20 protein-coding genes are annotated in these 21,502 nt (G+C 38.6%); 10 read left to right on the top strand and 10 right to left on the bottom strand.

Annotated features, from left to right (window positions below; all coding sequences use genetic code 11):
* Positions 1-734 precede the first annotated feature (734 nt).
* The 8 genes from AC27IB_RS20580 to AC27IB_RS20615 all read left to right on the top strand — a co-directional run bounded on the left by AC27IB_RS20580 (position 735) and on the right by AC27IB_RS20615 (position 7,967).
* A complete protein-coding gene (locus AC27IB_RS20580) occupies positions 735-2,138 on the top strand; it encodes an undecaprenyl-phosphate glucose phosphotransferase (protein WP_487123267.1) in 1,404 nt (467 codons plus the stop codon).
* Positions 2,128-3,198: a glycosyltransferase family 4 protein gene (locus tag AC27IB_RS20585; RefSeq protein WP_487123269.1), complete on the top strand. Its 1,071-nt coding sequence runs from the start codon at positions 2,128-2,130 to the stop codon at positions 3,196-3,198. The genes AC27IB_RS20580 and AC27IB_RS20585 overlap by 11 nt, the downstream gene beginning before the upstream one ends.
* Positions 3,191-4,081 (top strand): sulfotransferase family protein, encoded by an 891-nt coding sequence (locus AC27IB_RS20590; protein WP_487123271.1) that lies wholly within the window; start codon positions 3,191-3,193, stop codon positions 4,079-4,081. Before AC27IB_RS20585 ends, AC27IB_RS20590 begins: the two co-directional genes overlap by 8 nt.
* Positions 4,068-5,315 carry a hypothetical protein gene (locus AC27IB_RS20595; protein ID WP_487123273.1) on the top strand — a complete coding sequence of 416 codons (1,248 nt, stop codon included), beginning with the start codon at positions 4,068-4,070 and terminating at the stop codon, positions 5,313-5,315. Before AC27IB_RS20590 ends, AC27IB_RS20595 begins: the two co-directional genes overlap by 14 nt.
* Positions 5,299-5,958 (top strand): hypothetical protein, encoded by a 660-nt coding sequence (locus AC27IB_RS20600; RefSeq protein ID WP_487123275.1) that lies wholly within the window; start codon positions 5,299-5,301, stop codon positions 5,956-5,958. The genes AC27IB_RS20595 and AC27IB_RS20600 overlap by 17 nt, the downstream gene beginning before the upstream one ends.
* Positions 5,955-6,404 (top strand): hypothetical protein, encoded by a 450-nt coding sequence (locus tag AC27IB_RS20605; RefSeq protein WP_487123277.1) that lies wholly within the window; start codon positions 5,955-5,957, stop codon positions 6,402-6,404. Before AC27IB_RS20600 ends, AC27IB_RS20605 begins: the two co-directional genes overlap by 4 nt.
* Positions 6,401-6,877, top strand: coding sequence for a glycosyltransferase (locus tag AC27IB_RS20610; protein ID WP_487123279.1), 477 nt, complete (start codon positions 6,401-6,403; stop codon positions 6,875-6,877). The genes AC27IB_RS20605 and AC27IB_RS20610 overlap by 4 nt, the downstream gene beginning before the upstream one ends.
* 124 nt (positions 6,878-7,001) lie before the next feature.
* Positions 7,002-7,967, top strand: coding sequence for an IS481 family transposase (locus tag AC27IB_RS20615; protein ID WP_487123281.1), 966 nt, complete (start codon positions 7,002-7,004; stop codon positions 7,965-7,967).
* A 344-nt stretch (positions 7,968-8,311) separates the two neighbouring features.
* Here the strand turns inward: AC27IB_RS20615 and AC27IB_RS20620 are convergent, their stop codons facing one another.
* The 10 genes from AC27IB_RS20620 to AC27IB_RS20665 all read right to left on the bottom strand — a co-directional run bounded on the left by AC27IB_RS20620 (position 8,312) and on the right by AC27IB_RS20665 (position 18,497).
* Entirely contained in the window at positions 8,312-8,542 is a 231-nt protein-coding gene (locus AC27IB_RS20620; protein ID WP_487123283.1) for a transposase, read from the bottom strand.
* A 214-nt stretch (positions 8,543-8,756) separates the two neighbouring features.
* The gene (locus AC27IB_RS20625; protein WP_487123285.1) at positions 8,757-9,506 is read right to left on the bottom strand and encodes a putative capsular polysaccharide synthesis family protein; all 750 of its coding nucleotides are present in this window, start codon (positions 9,504-9,506) and stop codon (positions 8,757-8,759) included.
* A gap of 17 nt (positions 9,507-9,523) precedes the next feature.
* Entirely contained in the window at positions 9,524-10,786 is a 1,263-nt protein-coding gene (locus AC27IB_RS20630; RefSeq protein ID WP_487123287.1) for an oligosaccharide flippase family protein, read from the bottom strand.
* Between the two features lie 27 nt (positions 10,787-10,813).
* Positions 10,814-11,830: a nucleotidyltransferase family protein gene (locus AC27IB_RS20635; RefSeq protein ID WP_487123289.1), complete on the bottom strand. Its 1,017-nt coding sequence runs from the start codon at positions 11,828-11,830 to the stop codon at positions 10,814-10,816.
* 745 nt (positions 11,831-12,575) lie between these two features.
* A complete protein-coding gene (locus AC27IB_RS20640; RefSeq protein ID WP_487123291.1) occupies positions 12,576-14,786 on the bottom strand; it encodes a GumC family protein in 2,211 nt (736 codons plus the stop codon).
* 13 nt (positions 14,787-14,799) lie between these two features.
* Entirely contained in the window at positions 14,800-15,363 is a 564-nt protein-coding gene (locus tag AC27IB_RS20645; RefSeq protein ID WP_487123293.1) for a polysaccharide biosynthesis/export family protein, read from the bottom strand.
* 4 nt (positions 15,364-15,367) lie between these two features.
* Positions 15,368-16,546, bottom strand: coding sequence for an outer membrane beta-barrel protein (locus tag AC27IB_RS20650; protein ID WP_487123295.1), 1,179 nt, complete (start codon positions 16,544-16,546; stop codon positions 15,368-15,370).
* Positions 16,546-16,962: a hypothetical protein gene (locus AC27IB_RS20655; protein WP_487123297.1), complete on the bottom strand. Its 417-nt coding sequence runs from the start codon at positions 16,960-16,962 to the stop codon at positions 16,546-16,548. The genes AC27IB_RS20650 and AC27IB_RS20655 overlap by 1 nt, the downstream gene beginning before the upstream one ends.
* A gap of 211 nt (positions 16,963-17,173) precedes the next feature.
* A complete protein-coding gene (locus tag AC27IB_RS20660) occupies positions 17,174-17,884 on the bottom strand; it encodes a metallophosphoesterase (RefSeq protein WP_487123299.1) in 711 nt (236 codons plus the stop codon).
* Between the two features lie 121 nt (positions 17,885-18,005).
* Positions 18,006-18,497, bottom strand: a complete 492-nt coding sequence (locus tag AC27IB_RS20665; protein ID WP_487123301.1) for a VanZ family protein — start codon at positions 18,495-18,497, stop codon at positions 18,006-18,008.
* A 223-nt stretch (positions 18,498-18,720) separates the two neighbouring features.
* Here AC27IB_RS20665 and AC27IB_RS20670 point away from each other — a divergent pair, with 223 nt between their 5' ends.
* Together AC27IB_RS20670 and AC27IB_RS20675 are read left to right on the top strand one after the other, a co-directional pair.
* Complete coding sequence (locus tag AC27IB_RS20670; RefSeq protein WP_487123303.1) at positions 18,721-19,458, top strand: helix-turn-helix transcriptional regulator; 738 nt, start codon at positions 18,721-18,723, stop codon at positions 19,456-19,458.
* Positions 19,459-19,674: 216 nt separating this feature from the next.
* Complete coding sequence (locus AC27IB_RS20675; RefSeq protein ID WP_487123305.1) at positions 19,675-21,459, top strand: autotransporter outer membrane beta-barrel domain-containing protein; 1,785 nt, start codon at positions 19,675-19,677, stop codon at positions 21,457-21,459.
* The last annotated feature ends 43 nt before the right edge of the window (positions 21,460-21,502 follow it).

Raw genomic sequence — 21,502 nt, forward strand, 5'->3', positions numbered from 1 at the left:
CAACAAACCCTCAACCCGGAAGTTTCGCAGAAACTATCCGGGACCTCCCAAACTGTCTAACTAACTCAAAACAACCATCAACTAAACCGTCATCCCGGAAGTTTCGCAGAAACTATCCGGGACCCCCCAAACAGACTAACTAACTAAAAACAACCATCAACTAACCCATCACCCCGGCCCAATTAACTCGTCATCCCGGCCAATAAAATACCGTCATCCCGGAAGTTTCGCAGAAACTATCCGGGACCCCCCAAACAGTCTAACTAACTCAAAACAACCATCAACTAACCTGTCATCACGCCCCAATTAAACCGTCATCCCGGAAGTTTCGCAGAAACTATCCGGGACCTCCCAAACACTCCGACTAACAAAATACAACTACCCCCCGAACAGAGACCCCCAACCATCCTGACTAACCAAAAACAACCAACAAATAACAAACAAGCAACACAAACTGGCACCCCCTTTGCTCAACAAGAAGCAAATAATAAAAACCAGTACCCTGGCAAAACAACCAAGCTTTTAAAAGAGCAATAAAACGCCGTATAAATCAACAAATCCAAACAAAGGGTTTTCACCCACTGTGATTTGTATGAAAATACGGTATAGTTGCAGGCTGGTGCGAATGCACCATTATGGTGAGTAACGGTAATGTCATTAAAAACAAATACTATAATTACCTTCACCAAATCACAGTCTTGTAGTACCTGGTCATTGCCAAAGGATGGGATTCAATGAACGAAAATGGCGGATTTATCCGTAACAACCTCAATCAGTTTGCCTTTTTATATCGCCTGATTGATATTTTCATAATTCAAATCTGCTTAATTGCTGCTTCTTACTTATACCTCGAAAAATTCGACGTAAAATATTTTGTATTAGGCCTGGTTTCCAATATGGCCTATCTGTTCTTTGCTGAACTCTTTGTATTGTACCGTTCCTGGCGAAACGGCTCGTTTAAAGAAATGGTGTTTTATACCGTTTGTAGCTGGGCGTTAACGCTATTCCCACTGTTTATCTTTTTATTCTTTACCAAACAAACCGAATACTTCTCACGAGTGGTATTGGGCTTATGGATGGTAAGCACTGCAATAATGCTGTGTGCCTGGCGCGGTGTTTTCCGCCAGTTCCTTATTTCTATCCGCAGAAAAGGCTACAACACGCGCTCAGTAGGCATTATTGGGCTTACCAAACGGGGTATCGACCTAGCTAACGAAATAATCAACTATCCCGAAAGTGGCTATAAGCTTACTGCGGTGTTTGATGAACGGGATCCGGTTCGGCTCGACCATAAATACATCGACAGACTCGAAGGTGGCATTGCCGAGGGCGTTAAAATGGCCCAGCAAGGCAAATTAGAAATTCTGTTTGTTGCGTTACCACTCACTAATAAAGAACGAATAGAGAACATTTTAAAAGCACTGGGCGACACCACGGTAGATGTACACATAGTGCCCGACGTATTTACGTTCAACCTACTGCACTCCCGCATGGGCCATGTAGGCGAGGTACAAACCATTAGCGTATACGACAGCCCTATGCGCGGTGGTTATTCCATCATGAAACGTATGGAAGACGTATTCCTATCATTATCAATCTTAGCTGTTATTGCTATTCCTATGCTGTGCATTGCATTAGGAATAAAGCTTAGCTCTAAAGGCCCGGTATTATTTAAACAAGATCGTTACGGCATGGACGGTAAAAAAATTAAAGTCTGGAAGTTCCGCTCCATGCGGGTAATGGATAACGGTGCGGTGGTAAAACAAGCCACCAAAGGCGATCCACGCATAACACCTTTTGGTGCATTCCTAAGACGTACCAGCCTGGATGAGCTCCCACAGTTTTTTAATGTATTGCAAGGCACTATGTCAGTAGTGGGCCCACGCCCCCACGCCGTAAGCCACAATGAAGAATACAGAAAGAAAGTCGCTTACTACATGTTACGCCATAAAATGAAACCAGGCATCACCGGATGGGCGCAGGTAAATGGCTGGCGTGGTGAAACTGATACCGTAGAAAAAATGGAAATGCGGATTAAATACGATCTGGAATACATCCGTAATTGGAGTATCTGGATGGATTTCAAGATTGTGATTTTTACGTTGTTTAAGGGATTTGTGGGGAAGAATGTCTATTAGAAATCATCGGGTAATTACGATAAGTACAAAATCAAAAGGTGGGATTCGTACTGTAATTGAGAATTACTATGAGAATAAATTATTAGATGAATGTAAGGGCGATAAATGGATCAGAAGCCATGAAGGTAGTGGAAAGCTGAGAAATATAATTATTTTCACATTCTCACTATTAGCAGTACTAACTACAATATTTTCAGGAAAATATATTTATCATATACACATGGCTATGAAAGGGAGCTTTTTCAGGAAGTATATAATCCTTAAGCTTTTAAAGTTATTCGGTAGAAAGACTATAATACATTTGCATGGTTCAGAATTTAAAGTTTTTTATGAAAACTCATCGAAGCTTGTAAGAAAGAGAATTAAAAGTCTGTTTAGAAAAACTGATGTAGTAATTGTATTATCTGATTCATGGAAAAGTTTTATAAATGAAATTGATAAAAATATAAATGTTCGGGTAGTTAATAATTATGTCAATCCTATCGTTGATTTGAATATTGAGAGAGATGTTAACAAAACGAATATAGGTTTTTTTGGAGCGTTAGGAAAAAGAAAAGGAATTTACGACTTATTAGACGTAGTAAATAATTTAGGTAGTGAAGTCGATAACTTTACGTTATATGTGTGTGGTGATGGTGAGATAGACAAAGTAAAAGAGATAGTTAACGCACGTTTACTCTCAGATAAAGTAAAGGTCATGGGCTGGATAACTGGAGATGAAAAACAGTATTTACTAAACAAAGTCGATGCAATAGTTTTACCTTCATATAATGAGGGGCTACCGATGATAATATTAGAAGGGATGAGTTTAGGGAAAGTTATATTATCAACAAAGGTTGGTGGAATTCCCGAAGCAATAGAAAATAACATAAATGGTTATTTAATTGAACCAGGTAACCAAGTTGCTCTGAAAAAAATATTAAAAGAAAAATTGATTCCTATAAAAGATAGAAAAATCGGAATCAAAGCTAGAGATGATTTTAATTCTAAATATTCACCAGAAGTTATAATACCAAAATTAAAAGCTATATATAAATATATCGAGGGGTTGTATGCCTGACGTATTTATCATCGGTGTAACAAAATGTGCTACAACTTCTTTATATGATATGTTAATGCAGCATCCAGAAGTTCTTAAGCAGTTCCACAAAGAACCTCACTTTCATTTTTCGAAATTTGAAGGTCAAAGTTTTGACGGGAAGGCAGATCAAGACGCAATAAAACAAATGTTTGTGACCGAGCAGTCCAAATATGAGAAATTATACCAGGGGAAAGGCTTAAAAATTGATGGTTCTGCCATGACTATCGAAAGTGAAAGAGCGCTAGTTGAAATTAAACAAAAATTTCCTAATGCTAAGATTATTATTTGTTTAAGAGATCCTATAGAACGCGCATTTTCTGCATATAGTCATATGAAAAGAGATGTAAGAGAAATATTGCCATTTAAAATTGCACTTGAAGAAGAGCTTAATGGAAACAGGGAGAGACATTTACCAATATGGCATTACTACAAGTCGGGTTTATATGTAGATAAAGTAAGATTCTGTCGTAAACTATTCAGAGAAAATCTGCTATTAGTTAATTTCGATGATCTAAATAATCAGATAGAAAAGGAAATGCGAAGAGTCACATATTTCCTATCATTATCTGACTTTACATTTAAGAAGGAAAAAAGTAATAGAAGCGGCAATCCTAAGTCTAAAATAGTCCAGAAACTGATTATGCGTAAATCGTTCCTCAAAAGCCTATTTGTATATATTGTGCCCGATTCAATAAGAAAGAATTTGAAACGAAAAGTATTAAATAAAAATACAAGTGTAAAGGAGTTTTTGAGTGATGAGGATAAAGAGTACTTGAGAAACCTTTATTTTATAGAAGTAGAAAAGATAAAAGGCTCATCAGAAGATGACAAGTTTTTAAAGAAAATATATGAATTCGTCTGATTATAAAATTAAATATTTTGAGATTGCAGTTGCTTTGCTTGTAATCACGATTGTATTCACATTCATCAAAAAATCATCGTTAGAACTTTCTTCATACTATTTTAGCTGTATAAGATTATTACCGTTTCTTTGTATTTTTATTTTGGTAAAAAAGAAAATTTACTTAAGGAAAGAAGTAAGAACCATTTTAATTTACCTGGCTGCATTGCTAAGTTGGGGGACTTTGATTACAGTTCTTAATGGCAAAGACATGGTGGCAATACCATATCAATACTATCACGAAATAAAGTACACAGTTATATTCGTATTGCTTTACGGAATTTCAACAAGCTCAAGGATACTATCAGAGCAAAACTTTAATAAATTTGTAATGGTCGTATATCTTTTATGTGTTCTCGATATTCTATTTCGTGAGGTTAGTCCTTCCTTGTATGACAATATTTATAAAGATGGTGGTCATATGGGGTTTGGAGACCTCGGTGATTTCGGGATTATAAGACATTCTGCGATATTTTGGCATTCATCGCAATTAGCATTTTTCAGTAGCTTAGTATTTTTATATTATTATAATTGCTTATTCTCTAGTCACACACGTTCATTTAAAAATTTAGTAATTATTTTCCTGTCAATAGTAATGATATTTGCCTCTAAACAAAATTTCGAATTGTTAAGTATTTTCGTGATATTGTTATTAGCTATGATGGTAAATTTAAATATTATAAGAAGTAATTGGATTACTCCAATTACTATTTTTATTTTGATTTTTTCGTTATTAGTTGTTCCGTCAGTTATGTATTTTGCAAACCTTAGTTTAGGTAATCTTGCAGAAGCACCTCGCTTTATATTTTTCAAACATGCATATCAAGAATTGTTAAATTCAAATCTTATTGGCAGCGGTTGGGGAACTTTAGGGAGTCATGCTGCAGCAGACGTGACGAATGCCTACGATACAATTATATGGCAGCAATATTGGTGGGTAAAAGAAGGTCTTTACTTTTATGATACATTTTGGCCGCATGTAATTGCGGAACTTGGCCTTCCAGGATTGTTAATTAGTATAGTGCTGATGTCAAAAATATCATCTTTATTTAGATCTTTAAATTCTAAACTTATGTACTTATTTTTAGTTTTAACAAGTTTGTCAACCTCTAATGTTCAGTCATTCTTCTATTTAATTGTTGCTTTTTCTATTATTTTAGCTTCAGAGAGAAAATACAATGGATTTACCAAGTGAAGTTGAAATAGTAAATGATCATTTTACAAAATCTGTGAAATTTGATTTAAACCGAAATAATCTTTCTGATTATTTTAGAACCTTATGCTCAAATTGTACTCAAGGTGAAATGATTTACGAATACAACGAGGAGGAACAGTCGATAATTATTAATCACGTCTTTCCAAGATCTGAATTAGCTACATATAGACTGCTTACAGAATCAGATATTCGAGTTAGTTGGAAGTTAAAGATTTCAAATGGTAGTGACCACGTTAATTCCACAGTTAGTCAAATAATTGGATGGCAAAATGATTGCTTTAATGGCGGTAACTACCATATTAGGATTATAGATAATAATTGGTATATATGGATGCGAAATATAGGTGAGAATGAGCGCGATTTATTTTTAAATAGGCCCGTCTTATATGACGAGTGGATTGAATTTACTGTTTTTGGTAAGTTTGATGAGGTAAATGGTTACTTATCACTGTCGATTAAAGATACTCAATCATTTGAAGTATTCGAATTAATACCGAGCGGCCAGACTTATGTTTCATGCAATCTAGGTCCATATTTAAAGTTTGGAAGCTACGCTGAAGTACCATCTGATCTAACAGTAGGTGTGAAAGACATAAAAATTAAATATGAGAATATTAAATGAAGAAAATACTTTTAGTGGCATCAGCGGGTGGACACCTTGTTCAACTTTATAGATTATATCCAGCTTACAAAGATATGGAAATGAGAGTGATTACTACGAGGTCTCTTACAAATAGTGACATGTTTATTGATGTTGATGTTTCAGTGGTCAAAGACAGTAATTTCGACAGCAAATTTTCCTTGTTAGTTACATTCTTTCAAGTTTTAATTAAATTTATAGTTTTTCGGCCAGATGTAGTTTTAACCACCGGAGCCGCACCGGGATTATTTGCAATACTAATTGGACGATTATTTTTTAAAAAAGTAATTTGGATTGATTCCATTGCTAATGGTGAAACAATGTCTTTTGCAGGAAAGATCGCAAAAAGGATTACTGAAAATTGCTATTCGCAGTGGGAGAATGTTGCTGACAGCGAAGGTGTTCAGTATATAGGTAAGGTTGTATGATTTTCTATACGGTAGGTACGCAATTGCCCTTTGACCGTTTGACTAAATTAATTGATAAATTCGCTGAAGTATCAGACATCGAAATATTTGGTCAGATTGGTAACACAGATTATAAGCCAAAAAATTTTGAATATTGTAAGCAATTAGAAGTAGCAGATTTTGAAAGAAAGTTTGATGAAGCATCAATTATAATATCGCACGCAGGTATGGGAACTATCTTGCAGTCTTTAGTTAAAGGAAAAAAGATAGCTATAACTGCACGTTTGTCGAAGTATAATGAACACAGAAACGATCATCAGATTGCTACGCTTAAGCGGTTTATAGACTTTGACGGTGTTTATGAAATTAATAAGCTAGAAGATATTCAGCATATTGTCACCAATGCAGAATCACATGATAATTCTAAACTTTCACAGTGGGCACCAATGGATATGATCGATAATTTGAAGCGGTTACTTAGTGATCACTCGTAGGTTGGACATTAACGATTAATCGAGACCAATCATACTTTAAGTCTGTGGTTCATAGAGAGCGTTTCAGTATAATAAGACTTTATGTGTGTGATTCATAGAGATCGTTTCAATATAATACGACTCTATGAACAAAGAAATTAGACAGCGACTCAAGTGGATTGAGCTTTACGAAGAAACTAAAAATGCAGGTCTAGTCTGCCGCCGATGTGGTATATCCAGGCCCACTCTTCGTAAATGGTTAAACCGATATAAGGAAAATGGGCTAGACGGTCTAAAGGACGTTTCTAAACGCCCTCATACCTCCCCAAACGCTAAAATAAACCGTCAGATAGAGGAATGGATTCTAAGCCTGACAAAAGAAAGGAAGCTTGGTGCGCGCAGAATTCAAAATGAACTCCTTCGCGAGCATAGTGTTCAATTATCGCTTGCTTCCATACATAAGGTGCTGACTAGACATGACGTTAAACCAATAGTATTTCAGCTGAAGAAAAAAGACTTCATCCGTTATCAAAGACCTATTCCAGGTGATCGAGTGCGGATGGACACATGCAAAATCGCTCCTGGAATTTACCAATATACTGCTATTGATGACTGCTCTAGATATCGCTTCCTGGATGTGTTTAGCCGGAGGTCGGCAGCAAATACCCTTGTTTTCATCGATAAGGTAATCGAGGAAATGCCATTTCTAGTACAGCGAATACAAACCGACCGTGGTACAGAATTCTTCGCAGAGAAAGTTCAGCGAAAGCTGATGGATTATGGCATCAAATTCCGTCCTAACAAGCCTGGTTCTCCTCACTTGAATGGCAAGGTTGAAAGGTCGCAAAGAACCGACAAAGAAGAGTTTTATTCAACAGTAAACTTGGATCTAGAAGAACTGAAAAACGAAACATTGCCCGAGTGGCAGCATTACTACAACTGGCAACGGGCACATGGTTCATTCAAAGGAAAAACGCAAATGGATGTTGTCTGTGAAAGGCTTGAACTAACCCCACTTTGGGAAGAGGTTCACGAGGATTATATAACTGACAACGAGCGCATTCAGCTATCAAATTATCAACGTGACCTGCAACTGAGAAAAGTGAAATGATCTCTATGAATCACACAAGTAAATTAGGGATATCTGTCCGCTCAACCTGCACGTTTTTGTAGGCGTGCTTATCTGGCAGCTTGCTCATCAATCACTGTTCTTTCATCAGCCGACCTACTTTGAATCGGCCCATGATAATGCCTTCATCGCGAAGCACCTCAACAAGTGTTCAAGTGCCAGCGGACTGACGACTTTCATCGAACAGACGCTTAACTCTGCGCGCAGAATACGCCGTTTAGCACTCATCATACGCTGGCGCTTTCGTCGTTCGTAATAACTACTGACATCAATACCTAACGCTGAACAGACCAATTTTGTTGATTCATGCTCCCTCAATCGGTCTATCAGCGCATGGATTTCAGGTCGTCGGACATCAAGAGAGCAGTAGCCTTTTTTAGTATAGCTTTTTCTCGTTCCAGACGATTCACGGGGGCTTCCAGCTCTTGAATTCGCTGCTGGTCTGGAGTCAACGCTTTGGACTTGGGTGTACTGCCACCACGTTCAGACTCAAGCTGGTTAACCCATTTGCGCAGGGTATTTTCAAGAACGTCTACCGGGCGACTTGCTTCGGGCACGCTATACCGTTATCAAGCACCAGGCTCGCTGCATCATGTTTAAATTCTGGACTGAATGACCGTCTTTGTCTTCTCATTGAATACCTCGTTATTAAGTATAATGCTACCACTTAAAATGGTGTTCGGGTTTAGTTTGCCTCTACAACATGCTCAAACACTATTTTCTATCGATACTACCTGTGATGCTGCCTTAGTTTAAAGATTGTGGTCAATATTACTTAAAAAAATGAGTATAGTATTTTGAATTATAGATAAGACCATTTAATCTTTCTGAGGGCCTATATTCAGTCTTGAATTTACGATAAATGTCAGCATACCATTTTCTTTCACCAGAGTTTTCAGAACTGATATTCACATTTTGAGCTAGAAATTCAGATATAATTGAAGAGCTGTCATTTAATTTTTCTAAGGATAAAATTAAACACTCATACTTTCCATTTTTAAAAAAAACAAATCCTTTACCTTTATCGAAATCTTTTGAATATACATCTATCCCGGAAAATTTTTTTAACTCCTTATCAAACCAGGTTAAACAATACTGGTGATTATAATAATTCTCAAAGCTTTGTATGATAACATCAAATCCTTCCTTTCTTGAGTCTATATGATTCTTTGACTTATAGCCTGACTGAGCCACACTTAGCCAAAATGGTAATGCTTGAAAATACATTGAAATATTTCTATCCAAAGGGTCTCTTATTAACGTAATAATCTTGACTGATCTAGCTTTACTATAAATAAATCTTCTAAACGAATTTCGAAGTCTTATAGAAATCTTTCTAAACACACCATGATTCCTTAGCTCCCAATGCAATGGATTTGGCGGGTTATTATATAATGAATGCAAATGAAAACTACCGGGAATATTATTCTCTAGAGAACTAGAGCCTACCTTTCCCATTGTGTAAATTAATACAATTTCTTTGTTTACGCATTTTGATATTAGGCTTGAAATTCTTTTCATAAATTAACCTTTTAATTTTATCTTAAAACTTTTATAGCTTGGTTTAAAAGTAATAAATTAAGAAAACTTATTGACAGAGAATAGGCAACTGCAGCTCCGTAGATGCCATAAAAACTGATAAGTAAAAATCCAAGTGGTATGCTCACAAGCCCGGCCACTATGTTTATTACCATTACCTTTTTATAATCACCTTTCATTTGGAGTAAGTAGGATACAGAGCCCGTAAGAACATTTACTATTTGTCCAATCATCATCACTAATAATATTTCATAAGAAGCAATATATTCATCTCCAAAAAATCCTAAGAGATTTCTTCCTAGTATAATGTAAAAAATCGACGTGACGATTGAAAAAGATAAAGAAAGAAGTAAGGAAAATTTATAAACTTTTTTAATTGAATTGAGATCGTCTTTCTTAAAGTAAAAAGCATATTTAGGCGCTGTTACGGAGTTAACTGCAACTAAAATAAAGCTAATTAGCATCACTAAACGCAATGAAACTGTATAGATTGACACTTCAGTTGGGTTATTATGGGATGCAAGTATTATTTGTGTTGACCAATTTAAAGTTAAATTAAATATGACTATCACAAACAAAGGGATAGAGGACTTTACTGATTCCTTTATAATAGTCAATCTTGGTTTGAATCTGCTTATTCCTTCGCTATACCTTTTAACGAAAGAAATGGATAGATATAAAGATGAAATAAAACAACCGACTATATAACAACTAACTACATCCTTTAAACTTATATTATTAGTATTAAAGTAGACAAATAATATCAATAATAGTGTAGAAGCTTGTTGGAAAAAATTTAGCGAAAGAATATATGTTGATGATTTTTTAACAACTTGATAGTAATTTGCTACAAGAAGACAAACCGTATAAAACGGAATTGCTATTAATCCATGCGATATATTTTTCAATTCAAAATTTGTAAATGCCAATAATGTAATTGGTTTAATAAATACATATATAATAAGCGCATATAAAGAAGATGTTATCAGAGTGAAAGTAACTAAGGATGAAAAACTGTTAATTATTTTAACTCTATCAGAGTAGGTTATTTCCTCTGTTGATAGAGTCTTTACTATATGCTTATCGATTCCGAATCTAGATAAATTTGAGATTATTAAAACTAGCGTAATGAAAAATAAATAAGTTCCAGCTTCATCTGATGGTAATAAGTTGGTTATCGCTAAAGTAAATAGAACTGTTATCAATGCGCTCAGTACTTTAGATAATAAGCCAAAAACACTGCCTTTAATTATATCTTTCAATTTATAAATCCGAAAAAATGGTGAATGTTAATTAGTCTTACTTAAATGTTTTTTCATTAATCTAACGAAATATATTGTGTAGTATCTTATAAAGTCTTTTATGCTAGGAAATGCTATTATATCCATAGTCAACTGAGATAGCCTATATCTTAAACTCTTTTTCCTAATGTCCTTCTTAGTTTTTGGTAATAGAAAAATAAATAAGGATAAGCGAGCATTTATTTTTGTGTGTCTGTAATTTTTAATATAAATAGATACTTCAGATATTAAAGAAATTATTCTTTTTAGATTTTTATATTCTGATATTAATCCAGAGACATCAACAGTCTCTTTCTTTTTTAGCAAGATAAAATCAATAAGACTATGGTGATATACGTAGCAGTCCTTTTGATAGTGAAGACTTAGATGCACACAATTCAGATTAGTTGAGAGTACTCTTATCTCCCTAGTATTATAGTATGGGTGTACCATACTTTTTTTAAATATTTCTTCTTCTGAGAAATTAAATTTTAACGGATTTATTAAATGTGTATGTAAATCAATATGTATATTTTTTCTGGATAGAGTAAATTCATACTCAGCACTAAAAGGATTGTTAGTTACATAGTTTCGTTCAAAGCCTAATCTTTCAAGTATATTGACAAGTTTAGTAATGTTCTTTTTTTCTGTAATGAGGTCAATATCAGAACATCCACGAGGAGAATCTTTTGAATAAATATTATCATTAAACGCCATTGCCTTAAGCAAAATGATAGGAAATTTTATGCATAGAAAATTCATTTCTCTGATTATCGAAATTATAACAGAGCGTTTTTCGAGATAATTAGCTATTGTTTTGAATGATATTTTTTTTAAGTCAGAGATGGATTCTGTACTCTGATTTGTATTTTGCCTTATATACTCTAATAGTAATGGACTTAGATGGTGTAACTCTTTGTTTTTAACTAGTAGCTTTGATACGCATTGAATTTCTTCTTGTGTTAAAACTAATTCGTCATCTGATACACAAGCCTGGAATAGTTTCTTTAATAGTTCTTGTGCCATGGGTATTAGCTTATTCCATTCATAATAAAAGGTTAAGAGTTATGTTAATTAGGTTCATTGGTTTTCGTTCCTAATTATAATAATCACCACTTCTGAATCTATGCTTTTTTTTTAAATGTAAATTTGCGTTTTATTCTATGATAATATCTTTTCTATATTAGTTAAATTTATATTTACTTCGTTCTATAGTATCGATTTTCAGTTCAAATTTTATTGACCATTTTCTTTGCTTTCTTTGCTGATCGATGTAATTTTTCTAATCAAAAAAAATACTTTTTCATAAAAACCAACTCCTATGTGTCATATTCATCAGGCTTAATCAATCTATAGAGAAACGTTGTTTCTTTATAGTTTAAATTCTTAAAAGTTTCTGATAGAAAAGGTTTATGACATGAAAGGCAACTCGGTCTACCTTATTAGTTTTGCAGAAGGTCTCAATTATATGTGTCTATCGCCTTTTACATCAGAGGTTGTATTTACTTGTTTCAGTTTACGGGGAAGAAATCTAAACAGGTATCTCGCTATCTTAGATGAGGTTTAAAATTCTTCTTAAGGCGTATTTTCTAAATGATAATTTTCATGAACTATTAATTAGCTATATAATTTAAAGAACATATCAAATCCTAGAAAACCACTAGGTGGTAATTTATTCGATTTGAGTTTAAATGCTATAGAATCCTAAATATTGCGTTTGGCGTAACTCTATCTATAGCGACTAGGCACTGTGTTTTCTTATTATCTAAACCTAATGCTCGTGCCCATAGTATTTGTCTTGATAGTAATGCTCACCGTAATAACTCATTTTTTTCGAGGAGGCCTGAGTAAGTACCATACCAGTTATAGTAGCGTTAACTTTATTTAGGCGGGTAACTGTCTCTCTTGCCATACTGATTTTGGTTTCTTCGGCCTTAACTGCCACAATTGTTGCGTCTGCCATTTTCGCTAACACACAAGAGTCGCTTACTGGCAATGTTGGTGGGCTGTCAATTACGATATGAGCAAATTTATCTTTTAAAGACGTAAGTAGACTACTAAAGCGTTTACTGGATATTAATTCCATAGGGTTGGGGGGAATGGTTCCACAAGTAATAACGCTAAGGTTAGGTGCGCCTTCAACCTGATGGAACATATTAGTATCTGTTTTACCACTTAGTAAGTCACTTAACCCCATATCGGCTTTTATACCTAAATCTTTACCAACAGCCGGTTTACGCAGATCCATTTCTATTAATAGCGTTTTATCCATCTGGCTTAATGCCACGGCCAGGTTTATAGCAAGTGTCGTTTTACCTTCAGAACCGTTGGTAGATGTAATTAAAATCGTTTTAGGAGGATTGTCTATGTTTGAGAACAACAATCCCGTACGTATTGTATTGATAGCCTCGGCAAAGGTACTGCGCTGGTCTGCAATGTATTGCTTTTCTGGTGTTACTCCGTTTCTAGCCTTTTTAATCAGAGGAGTGATGCCTAGAGAAGGCAGATGAAGTTCTTGTTCTAATTGGTCTGGCGTTCTGAATACATTGCCCATCATTTCGCGCATAAAAGCATAGACAACACCAATAAATACGCCAAAAACAATACTGATAGCCAATACAAGTGCCGCTCGCGGTTTTACGGGAAACTCTGGTATAGTTGCGCTGTCGATTACGCGTATGTTTGATGCGTCATATTCGCCTGATACATCGGCTTCCATTAGCTTACCCAGGAAACTTTCGTAGATACGTCGGTTATTTTCTACTTCTCGCTCCAGGCGTGTTAATTCAAAGCTGTCACCTTGGTATGACTGAAGCCCTTCGCGAGTTTCTGATATGAGGCGCTTTATGTTTTGTTCTTGTGCTTGTGCTGAGCGGTAATCTTTTTTAATACTCTCTACTATCTTAGCAGCCTCTCTGTCTAAGTTAGCTTGTGCGCTGGCTAGATCTGAACGGGCAGCAATCATCTTCGGGTGCTTTTCACCATAACGTTCGCTGAGTTCTTGTACCTTACGGCTTAATGTACTCTCTTCTCGAACTAAATCTCGAATGGTGTTGCTCTGTAAGACTGGCCCTAAGGAACGGTAATCACCGCCGTCACGTTCTAGTTGCGAAATTTGAGAATACAGGTCTTTGGCCTGTGATAGTTGCGTTTGTGCTCGCACAAGCTCGGTATTTAGTGTTTGTAGCTGAGTATTGGCAATGCGTTGTTGTTGCTCGGTATCCATAAGGTTTTGAGACAAGCGGAAGTCGCGTAGTTTATCCTCAGAGGCTTGTAAGGTTTGGCGTAACTCTTCTAACTGTTCTGTTAGCCATTCTGCGGTGTCTTTAATTTGGCTTAAACGGGCCTCTAAACCAAACTGAATGTAAGATTCACTTATGGCATTCACTACATTAGCAGCAAGAACGGGATCTTCATGTTGGTAACTAATATTAATGATCTGACTTTGAGTTCCGCCTTCAACACTTAATCCTGCCTGAATACCTTGTGCAAGTATAGTTCGCAATTGTGCGTCGGTAAGCGCCTGAGTTCCTGTATTCGTGGGCTCTTCTTCTTTTGGAATAAGTGATTTAATAATTGTTTTTATGTCTTTAACCAGGCTTTCATTTTCGCCACTTGCTTTTGCTTCAGCCAGTTCCTGCTTATACCTTTCTACCAGGTTCAATTTGTCTACAACTGTTTCGGCTACTTTGCGAGACTGAATGATTTCGTATTGCGTTTCGTAAAACAGAAACACCATTGAATTCATTACATATTGGTCTTGAGCAGTTGCATTAGGTTGTATGGGGTCAGCTTGTATCTTTGCTGATGCCTGATAGATGGGGGTAGCTTTGATGATATAAAAAATAGCTAACGCAATAAAAATGCAGGTAGTTAGAATAATGCTCCACTTACGGCGTTTAAGAATACGAATATATTGGCCGATATCGATAACGTCATCGTCATGTGATTTTACCTGGCCACTGTAGTCCATAGTTTGCATTAATTACATCCTTTTAGAAAAAGCTTTCTTCAACGGTTATTACGTCACCAGGTTGTACTGTGGTGCTTAAGGTAGCGTCAATAGCAGCACCATTGCCACTTTCTCTTATTAATTTAATATTGGTGCGAGATGCGCGCTCAGTAAACCCGCCAGCAAGCGTGATAGCTCGCTGTACTGTCATCCCTTCGCGGTAGCTATATCCGCCTGGTTTTTCTACTTCGCCGTTAATGTAAAACTGGCGATATTCAACAATGGTAATGGTGATATCGGGTTTTTTAAGATAGTCGCCTAAATAGGCGTTATAAATGAGCTTTTCTGCTTCGGAAACACTTAAACCTTTTACGTTAATTTGGCCAACTAATGGCATAGCAATGGTGCCTGTGCTGGAGACCCGAGCTTCTTTCAAACTTAAATCAGGCTCATCAAACACAGTAACGCTAATGACGTCGTCGGCACTTAGCTTGTAGTGTTGTAAGTCTTGCGCACAGGCATTGCTGCTGGCAAATGCCAACAGGGTAAAAAGCCCAAATAGTAGGCTGTGTGAGTCTTTCTTTATTAAACGTAGGATAGTGTTCATATTATTAATCTTCCAATGAAACGATTACGTTTAAACCAAATATGTTAGCCGTGTAATCTGCAATTGCTACCGTTGAATCCCTTTCTTCATATGTATAATCGATCCCCAGTGCTACGTTGCGGAGAAGTTCATACTCTAAGCCAAGTTGGTAGGCATAACGCTTGTCGTCACGATTCGAGCTAAAAACCAGTTGGTCATTGGAGTATCCCGCATCCGCTTTTAGTTTCAATCGCTCTGTTAGCTCGTGGTTCACGGATAAACCATAGGTGGTTCTTAAAAAACCGCCGGCTTCTTCTAGGGAAGAATCAATTGATTCGCGTTTCGCTGCGGCAATTATTTTTGTGTATGTATTTAGCGCCCAAGTAATTTCACCATCGTATGCCAGACCGTCGATATCCCGAATGGTATCTAAGTCGTAATCTCTATCCTGATAACCTATGTTGATATCGCCGGTGAGTTTGCCAGAAAAATTCCAGGTAATACCGGCACGGTAACGTTTATAAGTGTTATCGAGCTCAAAGCTTGATGTAGGAGTGTAATCCAGTTCGGCAACGATTGCTTCTGCATATATTTTTGTATTCGGAGCTATTCTGTATGTAAAGCGCCCGGTAAATTGGTCGCTTACATAATCAAGAAAATCTAAATTGTTATTGGTGTAGTCTTTATCTGTTCTGCGATAATTCAATGCTAATCGGCCTATAGCTTCTTCCGAGCCATAAGCTAAACCGGCTAATACAAAACTTTGGTTATATTTGTTGTATTCAGTTACATCTAATTGAACACGGTTAATCGTGCCTGGTTCTTCGTGTTCTTTTTGATATCCGGCTTCAAATTGTGAACTAAATCGTAACGTATGGTCGAAATCTATTCTCCCACGTAAATCATGATCCGTGTAATCAGCATCGGACTGGTCTGAAAACTTAGCGTAATCACCAATGTAGGATAATTGAAAACGATGTTTGCCTAGCCCGCCTACTGCAGCTAATTCAGGCTTTAGGCGTAAATAAGTATCTGATTGGGCTAGATCATCGATTACACGGTATATATTGTCGTCGTGCACTATCGATGCATCGGCAGAGGCAAACAAACCGGGTTTTTCATCTGATTGTGCAACGGCGTTTGTGCTTAGTACTGCTATTGCTAAAGTTGACAGTAAAAATGTGGTTGAGTTACGCATTCCCATTACTTCCATAAGTCCTTAAACCAATCCCAGATACCCAGGGAAAAGCCTTTAAATAAATCTATGCCCAATGCTGATTTTATTAAGTACAGTACCAGCAAACCAAATAGGGTTGATGCCCCAATAAACGCGGCCACAAATAAAGCGAAAGTAAAAGCAGAAATTTGCTTTTCCCGGCGGGTAAGCTCTCTGCGGTTACGGCCCATCAGCAGCACAAAATATATTCTGCTTTTGGCGAAAGGTATGGGGAAGGTTGAACGAATGTCCAGTGAATGCTTTTTCCAACTGCGTGCGCCTAACGCACTATGCAGGTGAGAAAGCTGTTCATCCGTAAAGCTTTCAGCTACTTCTGGCGGCATGCGCTCCAGTAAACTGTTTAGAGCCGGGTCTGCCGAGCTCGGTGCTTTATCGCTTTCCACCATATTCCTTTACACTACCACTGGTTTATTGTGTGCACTACATTGGAACATATTATGCCAATTGTTGGCACTAAAATGCACCAAAAATCTTTTAAGTGCGAATTCGTCCCCGTAATTACCCGATGGTATGCAAGTTCTTATCCACAATCGTTACAAATAATTATGACCAAATGGTGATTGTGGGTAAATTAGTTTTCTTTGATTCGTTTGGTTAAGCCGGGGGCAGTTGCTTAAACGTTTCAATCGTCTCTGCCAGGTTGATCACCGTGGGGTGGCCGTAGTGGCTGGTATCGATATGCAGGGAATTGCCAATCCATATGGGAGTTTGGGTTGAGTTATGGCCGTGCACCGAAAAGTCTACGCCGTGGTTTACCTTGTGCTTACGTTTGGTAAATCGCTCTCTGTCCCAGAGTAGGGGCGCCACGCAGGCTTCGGTATTACCTGGCATGGTAGTCCAGCTCCAGGTGGGCGGTAACGTGTGCGAAATGCCAATGGTGTGGCCCTGGTAGTTTAGAGTGATTGAAAGCGGTTGGCGTAAAAACCATTTACACATGTTCACCAGGGTTTGAAATTGGGTGGTACTATGCCACTTGCCGCCATTTTGGGTCCATAGCCTGAGCGCAAAGGTATCGCGGCTCATTAAGGCTTCGAGCATCATGTGCTCATGATTACCTAACACCACATGGGCGCCAATTTTGTGCAGGTAAGCCACCAGATGCGGGCTGTCGGGGCCGCGGTCGATAATATCGCCCAGGCTAATTAAGGTATCTTCATCGGGATTGAAGTTTACCTTGATGAGCTGGGTTTTTAGTCGGCTGTAGTCACCATCCAGATCGCCCACTACAAATACGCGTTTATCGCTGTCGATAGTAAGGTGCTTGGTTAACGGGGCTTTACTAATAGCGTTGGTTTTAATTTTCATTATAAATAATGGCAGCTTTGGTTGGTGGTATTAATGGGGTTTATTTACTTTTTTTGTGTTCGGATAAGTAAACATTGATACCAAATAGCGCTGCGTGTTGCAACGGATAACGGTGTTTGGTTTAGCTTGGGTTATACAGTGATAACAGCTTTTCATACAGTGGCATGCGTTCTAATACAATGGCCACGGTAATGGCTACCAGTAGCAATATTCGTAATGCCCAATGCGCCTTATGCGGCCGTTGAAAGTGCATTTGAATACTAATGCCCAGTATGGCCCCTAATTCGTTGCGCAGAATATCTTCCCACTGAAATGCCCGGCCCACCGAGCTCTGAATGGTTTCTACCAACAGACTAAGGGCAAACACCATAAGTAAAAAACGGGGCAGGCGGGTGCGGTTTTTGCCTTTGGTAAAGGGGTAAAAGGCCAGGGCAAACATGCAAAAAAAGATGATGTGCCCGGTATTGAGTATCGCTGCGCCAACTTTGCCGTGCAAATCTTTGGGTACCGGTACAAAAAACAGTGCAGACAAAACCAAAAAGCCAAGCACTAATACCCACGGCAATGAAAAGGGGGAGCGGGGCTTTAATTGGGGTTCTTCCTGAACGGGCATTGGCACTCTGATGGTAGGTTCGTTAACAGTGTTTAGTATAACGTATTTACCAAAAGGGAGTACAAGGATAATTAACCCGGGTGTGCCTTGAGGCGGAGCTTATTTGTAAGTAATTGCAAAAGGAACGAAATTAATCATCTATTCATATTAGCTTTGCTGCATATGGTGTAATATGAGTCGGCTGTATAAAAAATGATCATTTCTGGCAATGGAGTGCTAACAGATGATAGTAAATAGCATACTACACCCCACTGAGTATTTACCGGTTATTCAAAAAGCGCAGGACTTGGATGATTTAACCAGCCGCGTACACCAAATTATTGAGCAATTGAGCTTTACCGGTTTTTCTTACTGGTTACGTCAAGCGCCAACCAGTAACCGGGAGTCGATTGCGTTGGCTACCTACCCGGATGAATACAGCAAACATTATATGAAAAATAAATATTACCTGCATGACATGGTTGGTTTAATGTCTGCCAATCACAGTTTACCTTTTTGCTGGAGTGAAATTGAACAACATTTCTTTATAACGCCATTGCAGGAGAAGCTGTTCGATGAAAGCGCATCGGTTGGTATGAAAGCTGGCGGTTGTGTGCCCATTTATGGGCCGCATAATAGTCACGCGGTATTTTCGGTAGTTAGCGACCAATCCATTAAGGAATTTGAACGATGGTTTAACGTATGTAAATACGATCTACACATTATTGCGTTACATACTCATGAACAAGTGATCACACTGGACGGCTCTTCCGGCAAGAGGGTGGTGTCGATGACCATGCGTGAGCTGGAGGTCTTGTCGTGGGTTGGCCGCGGGAAAACCTATTGGGAGATCGGCCGGATCCTTAACATTCAGGAAGACACGGTAAAAAAACACATGAAAAAGGCGTGCACACTGTTAGATGCCGCTAACAGCAGTCAGGCCGTTGCAAAGGCGGTATATTACGGGCTGATCACGCCATAATCTATTCCTCTTTTGTGGAATAAACTCGCCATGCCAAATACGGCATAGTAGCTACAGGGCAGGCCCTTAGCGATCTCCAATAGCCGTTCAGCTACTTGAATCCTATCTATCTGCTCGTGCAAGGGGCCTCCCCACAAAATGTTTTTTCATCGAATCGGCTTTTATGAGGTTGATGTATATTTGAAGCGATTTGGTTTTAACAAAAGGAATGTTGAAATGAAATTTAATCTCATCTGCAAAGGCCTGTTATTGGCTACTGCTCCTCTTATAACCTGCCAGCTTAACGCCGCGGTTATTACCTCTGGCAATGCCTATTATTCTGGCTATATTGAAGCCGGATTTGGTGGTGGTTATGGGTCTATCGAAGTGAACTACAACACGCAAAACAATGGGGCCAATAGCCTTACAACTCAATATGGCACAATTATTGGCAATGGCTCGGGAGCCCATGGCGAATTAAGCATTATTGGGGATGGTTCGGCCGGCAGCGCCAGCATATCAAGTTATGGAAGCTATGGTGTGCGCACTGGCATGGGGGGGAGTGCCAATGTGCAAGTGTTAAATGGTGGGGTTTTACAAGCCTTCGAAAGCGATTTTTGGCTGGGGAGCGATGGCGGTGTAGCCGGCGTACAAGGTTCTTCGGTGGTTACTGTTGAAGGGCAGGGTTCGCAGCTGGTAACCAGTAAATCGACATACGATGGTGGGCGTATCAGAGTGGGTGAAGGTTTGTCATACAGTGAGCTCAATATTGAAAATGGCGGTGCAGCCAGGGCAACCAGTGCGTTAGGCGCTACAGATACCTCCAATGATGGCAGTTTGTGGGTGGGCTCATCGTCGGCCAGCGGTTCTACTGCCGTGGTTAACGTGATGGATGCCGGATCGGTAATTGAGGTAAGTAATTATATAAATCTTAACCCCACGTACGAAAATGTATCTGCTGCACTCAATATTACTGATGGAGGTGTGGTAGAGGTCACCGGAAGCAGCCGTTGGGATACCGAGATGTCGGTAGGTAATTCAACGGGTGATTCCACTGTGCTGATAAGCGGCGTTGGCTCTGCGCTCATTGCCGAAGATACCAACATAGGGTCGGCAAAAAGAATTGCCGGTTATACAGCAACGGGTGTACCGGTAACCTCTGTAGACTGGGAGAATCTGGCCGATGGTGAGCCGGTTACCGATTTGCAGGGTAACATTATATACAATGAAGCCGGTGAAGAAGTACTTGGGGCGGTTTATTCGTGGGTAAGCAACGGGGTGGTATATGAAACCTTGTATCCTTCTACCTATCTCTACGACGAAGAAGCTATCTATGCGCTGGCAACAGGCAGTATTCGTGTGCAAGACGGGGCCATGCTAAGTGGGAGTACAGTAGATGTATCAACTAACAGCGCAAACTCGGGCGCGTATCAAAATGCTGAGTCTTATTTAACTGTGGATCAGGGCGGCACGGTAGAAGCGGATGTTACGGTAAACGCAGGAGGCGTGTTAAACGGCAACGGCGGCTCGGTGATTGGTAATGTAACCATAGACGGCGGCCGGCTGGCACCTGGAAATTCGCCAGGCGAAATGCTAATAAACGGCGATCTAAGTTTATTAAGTGGCTCGCTGGAGCTGGAGTTTTCTGATATGGATGCCGATTTTCTTGCGGTAATGGGTGATTTGTATTTGTCATCGGCTTTTAATTTTGACTTACTTTTTGATACCTCCTCTGATGAAATGGTTATTAACCTCGACGACTTTTTTGATGTGTCCGGCGATGTATTTGCCGAGGCAGGTTTTACCCTGGAAGACAATATTAATGTTTACGGCCTAAGCGCCTGGACCATTTATTTTCTGGGACAGGAGTACAGTTTTACGCCTAATGATATTGGTGATGTGGCGGTTTCTGCCCCGGCTGGTTTTGGTTTACTGATTCTATCGATAGGAATGGTGGTATTTCGTCGTGCAGTTGTAAAAGAACAAGCCGGTCCAATATTGCCCCGTACGATATTGGCGTAACTTGTGTGTTACCTGTAAGCCTGCACAAAGCGAAACCAAACCA

The sequence above is a fragment of the Alteromonas sp. 4NH20-0104 genome, from assembly GCF_057547795.1.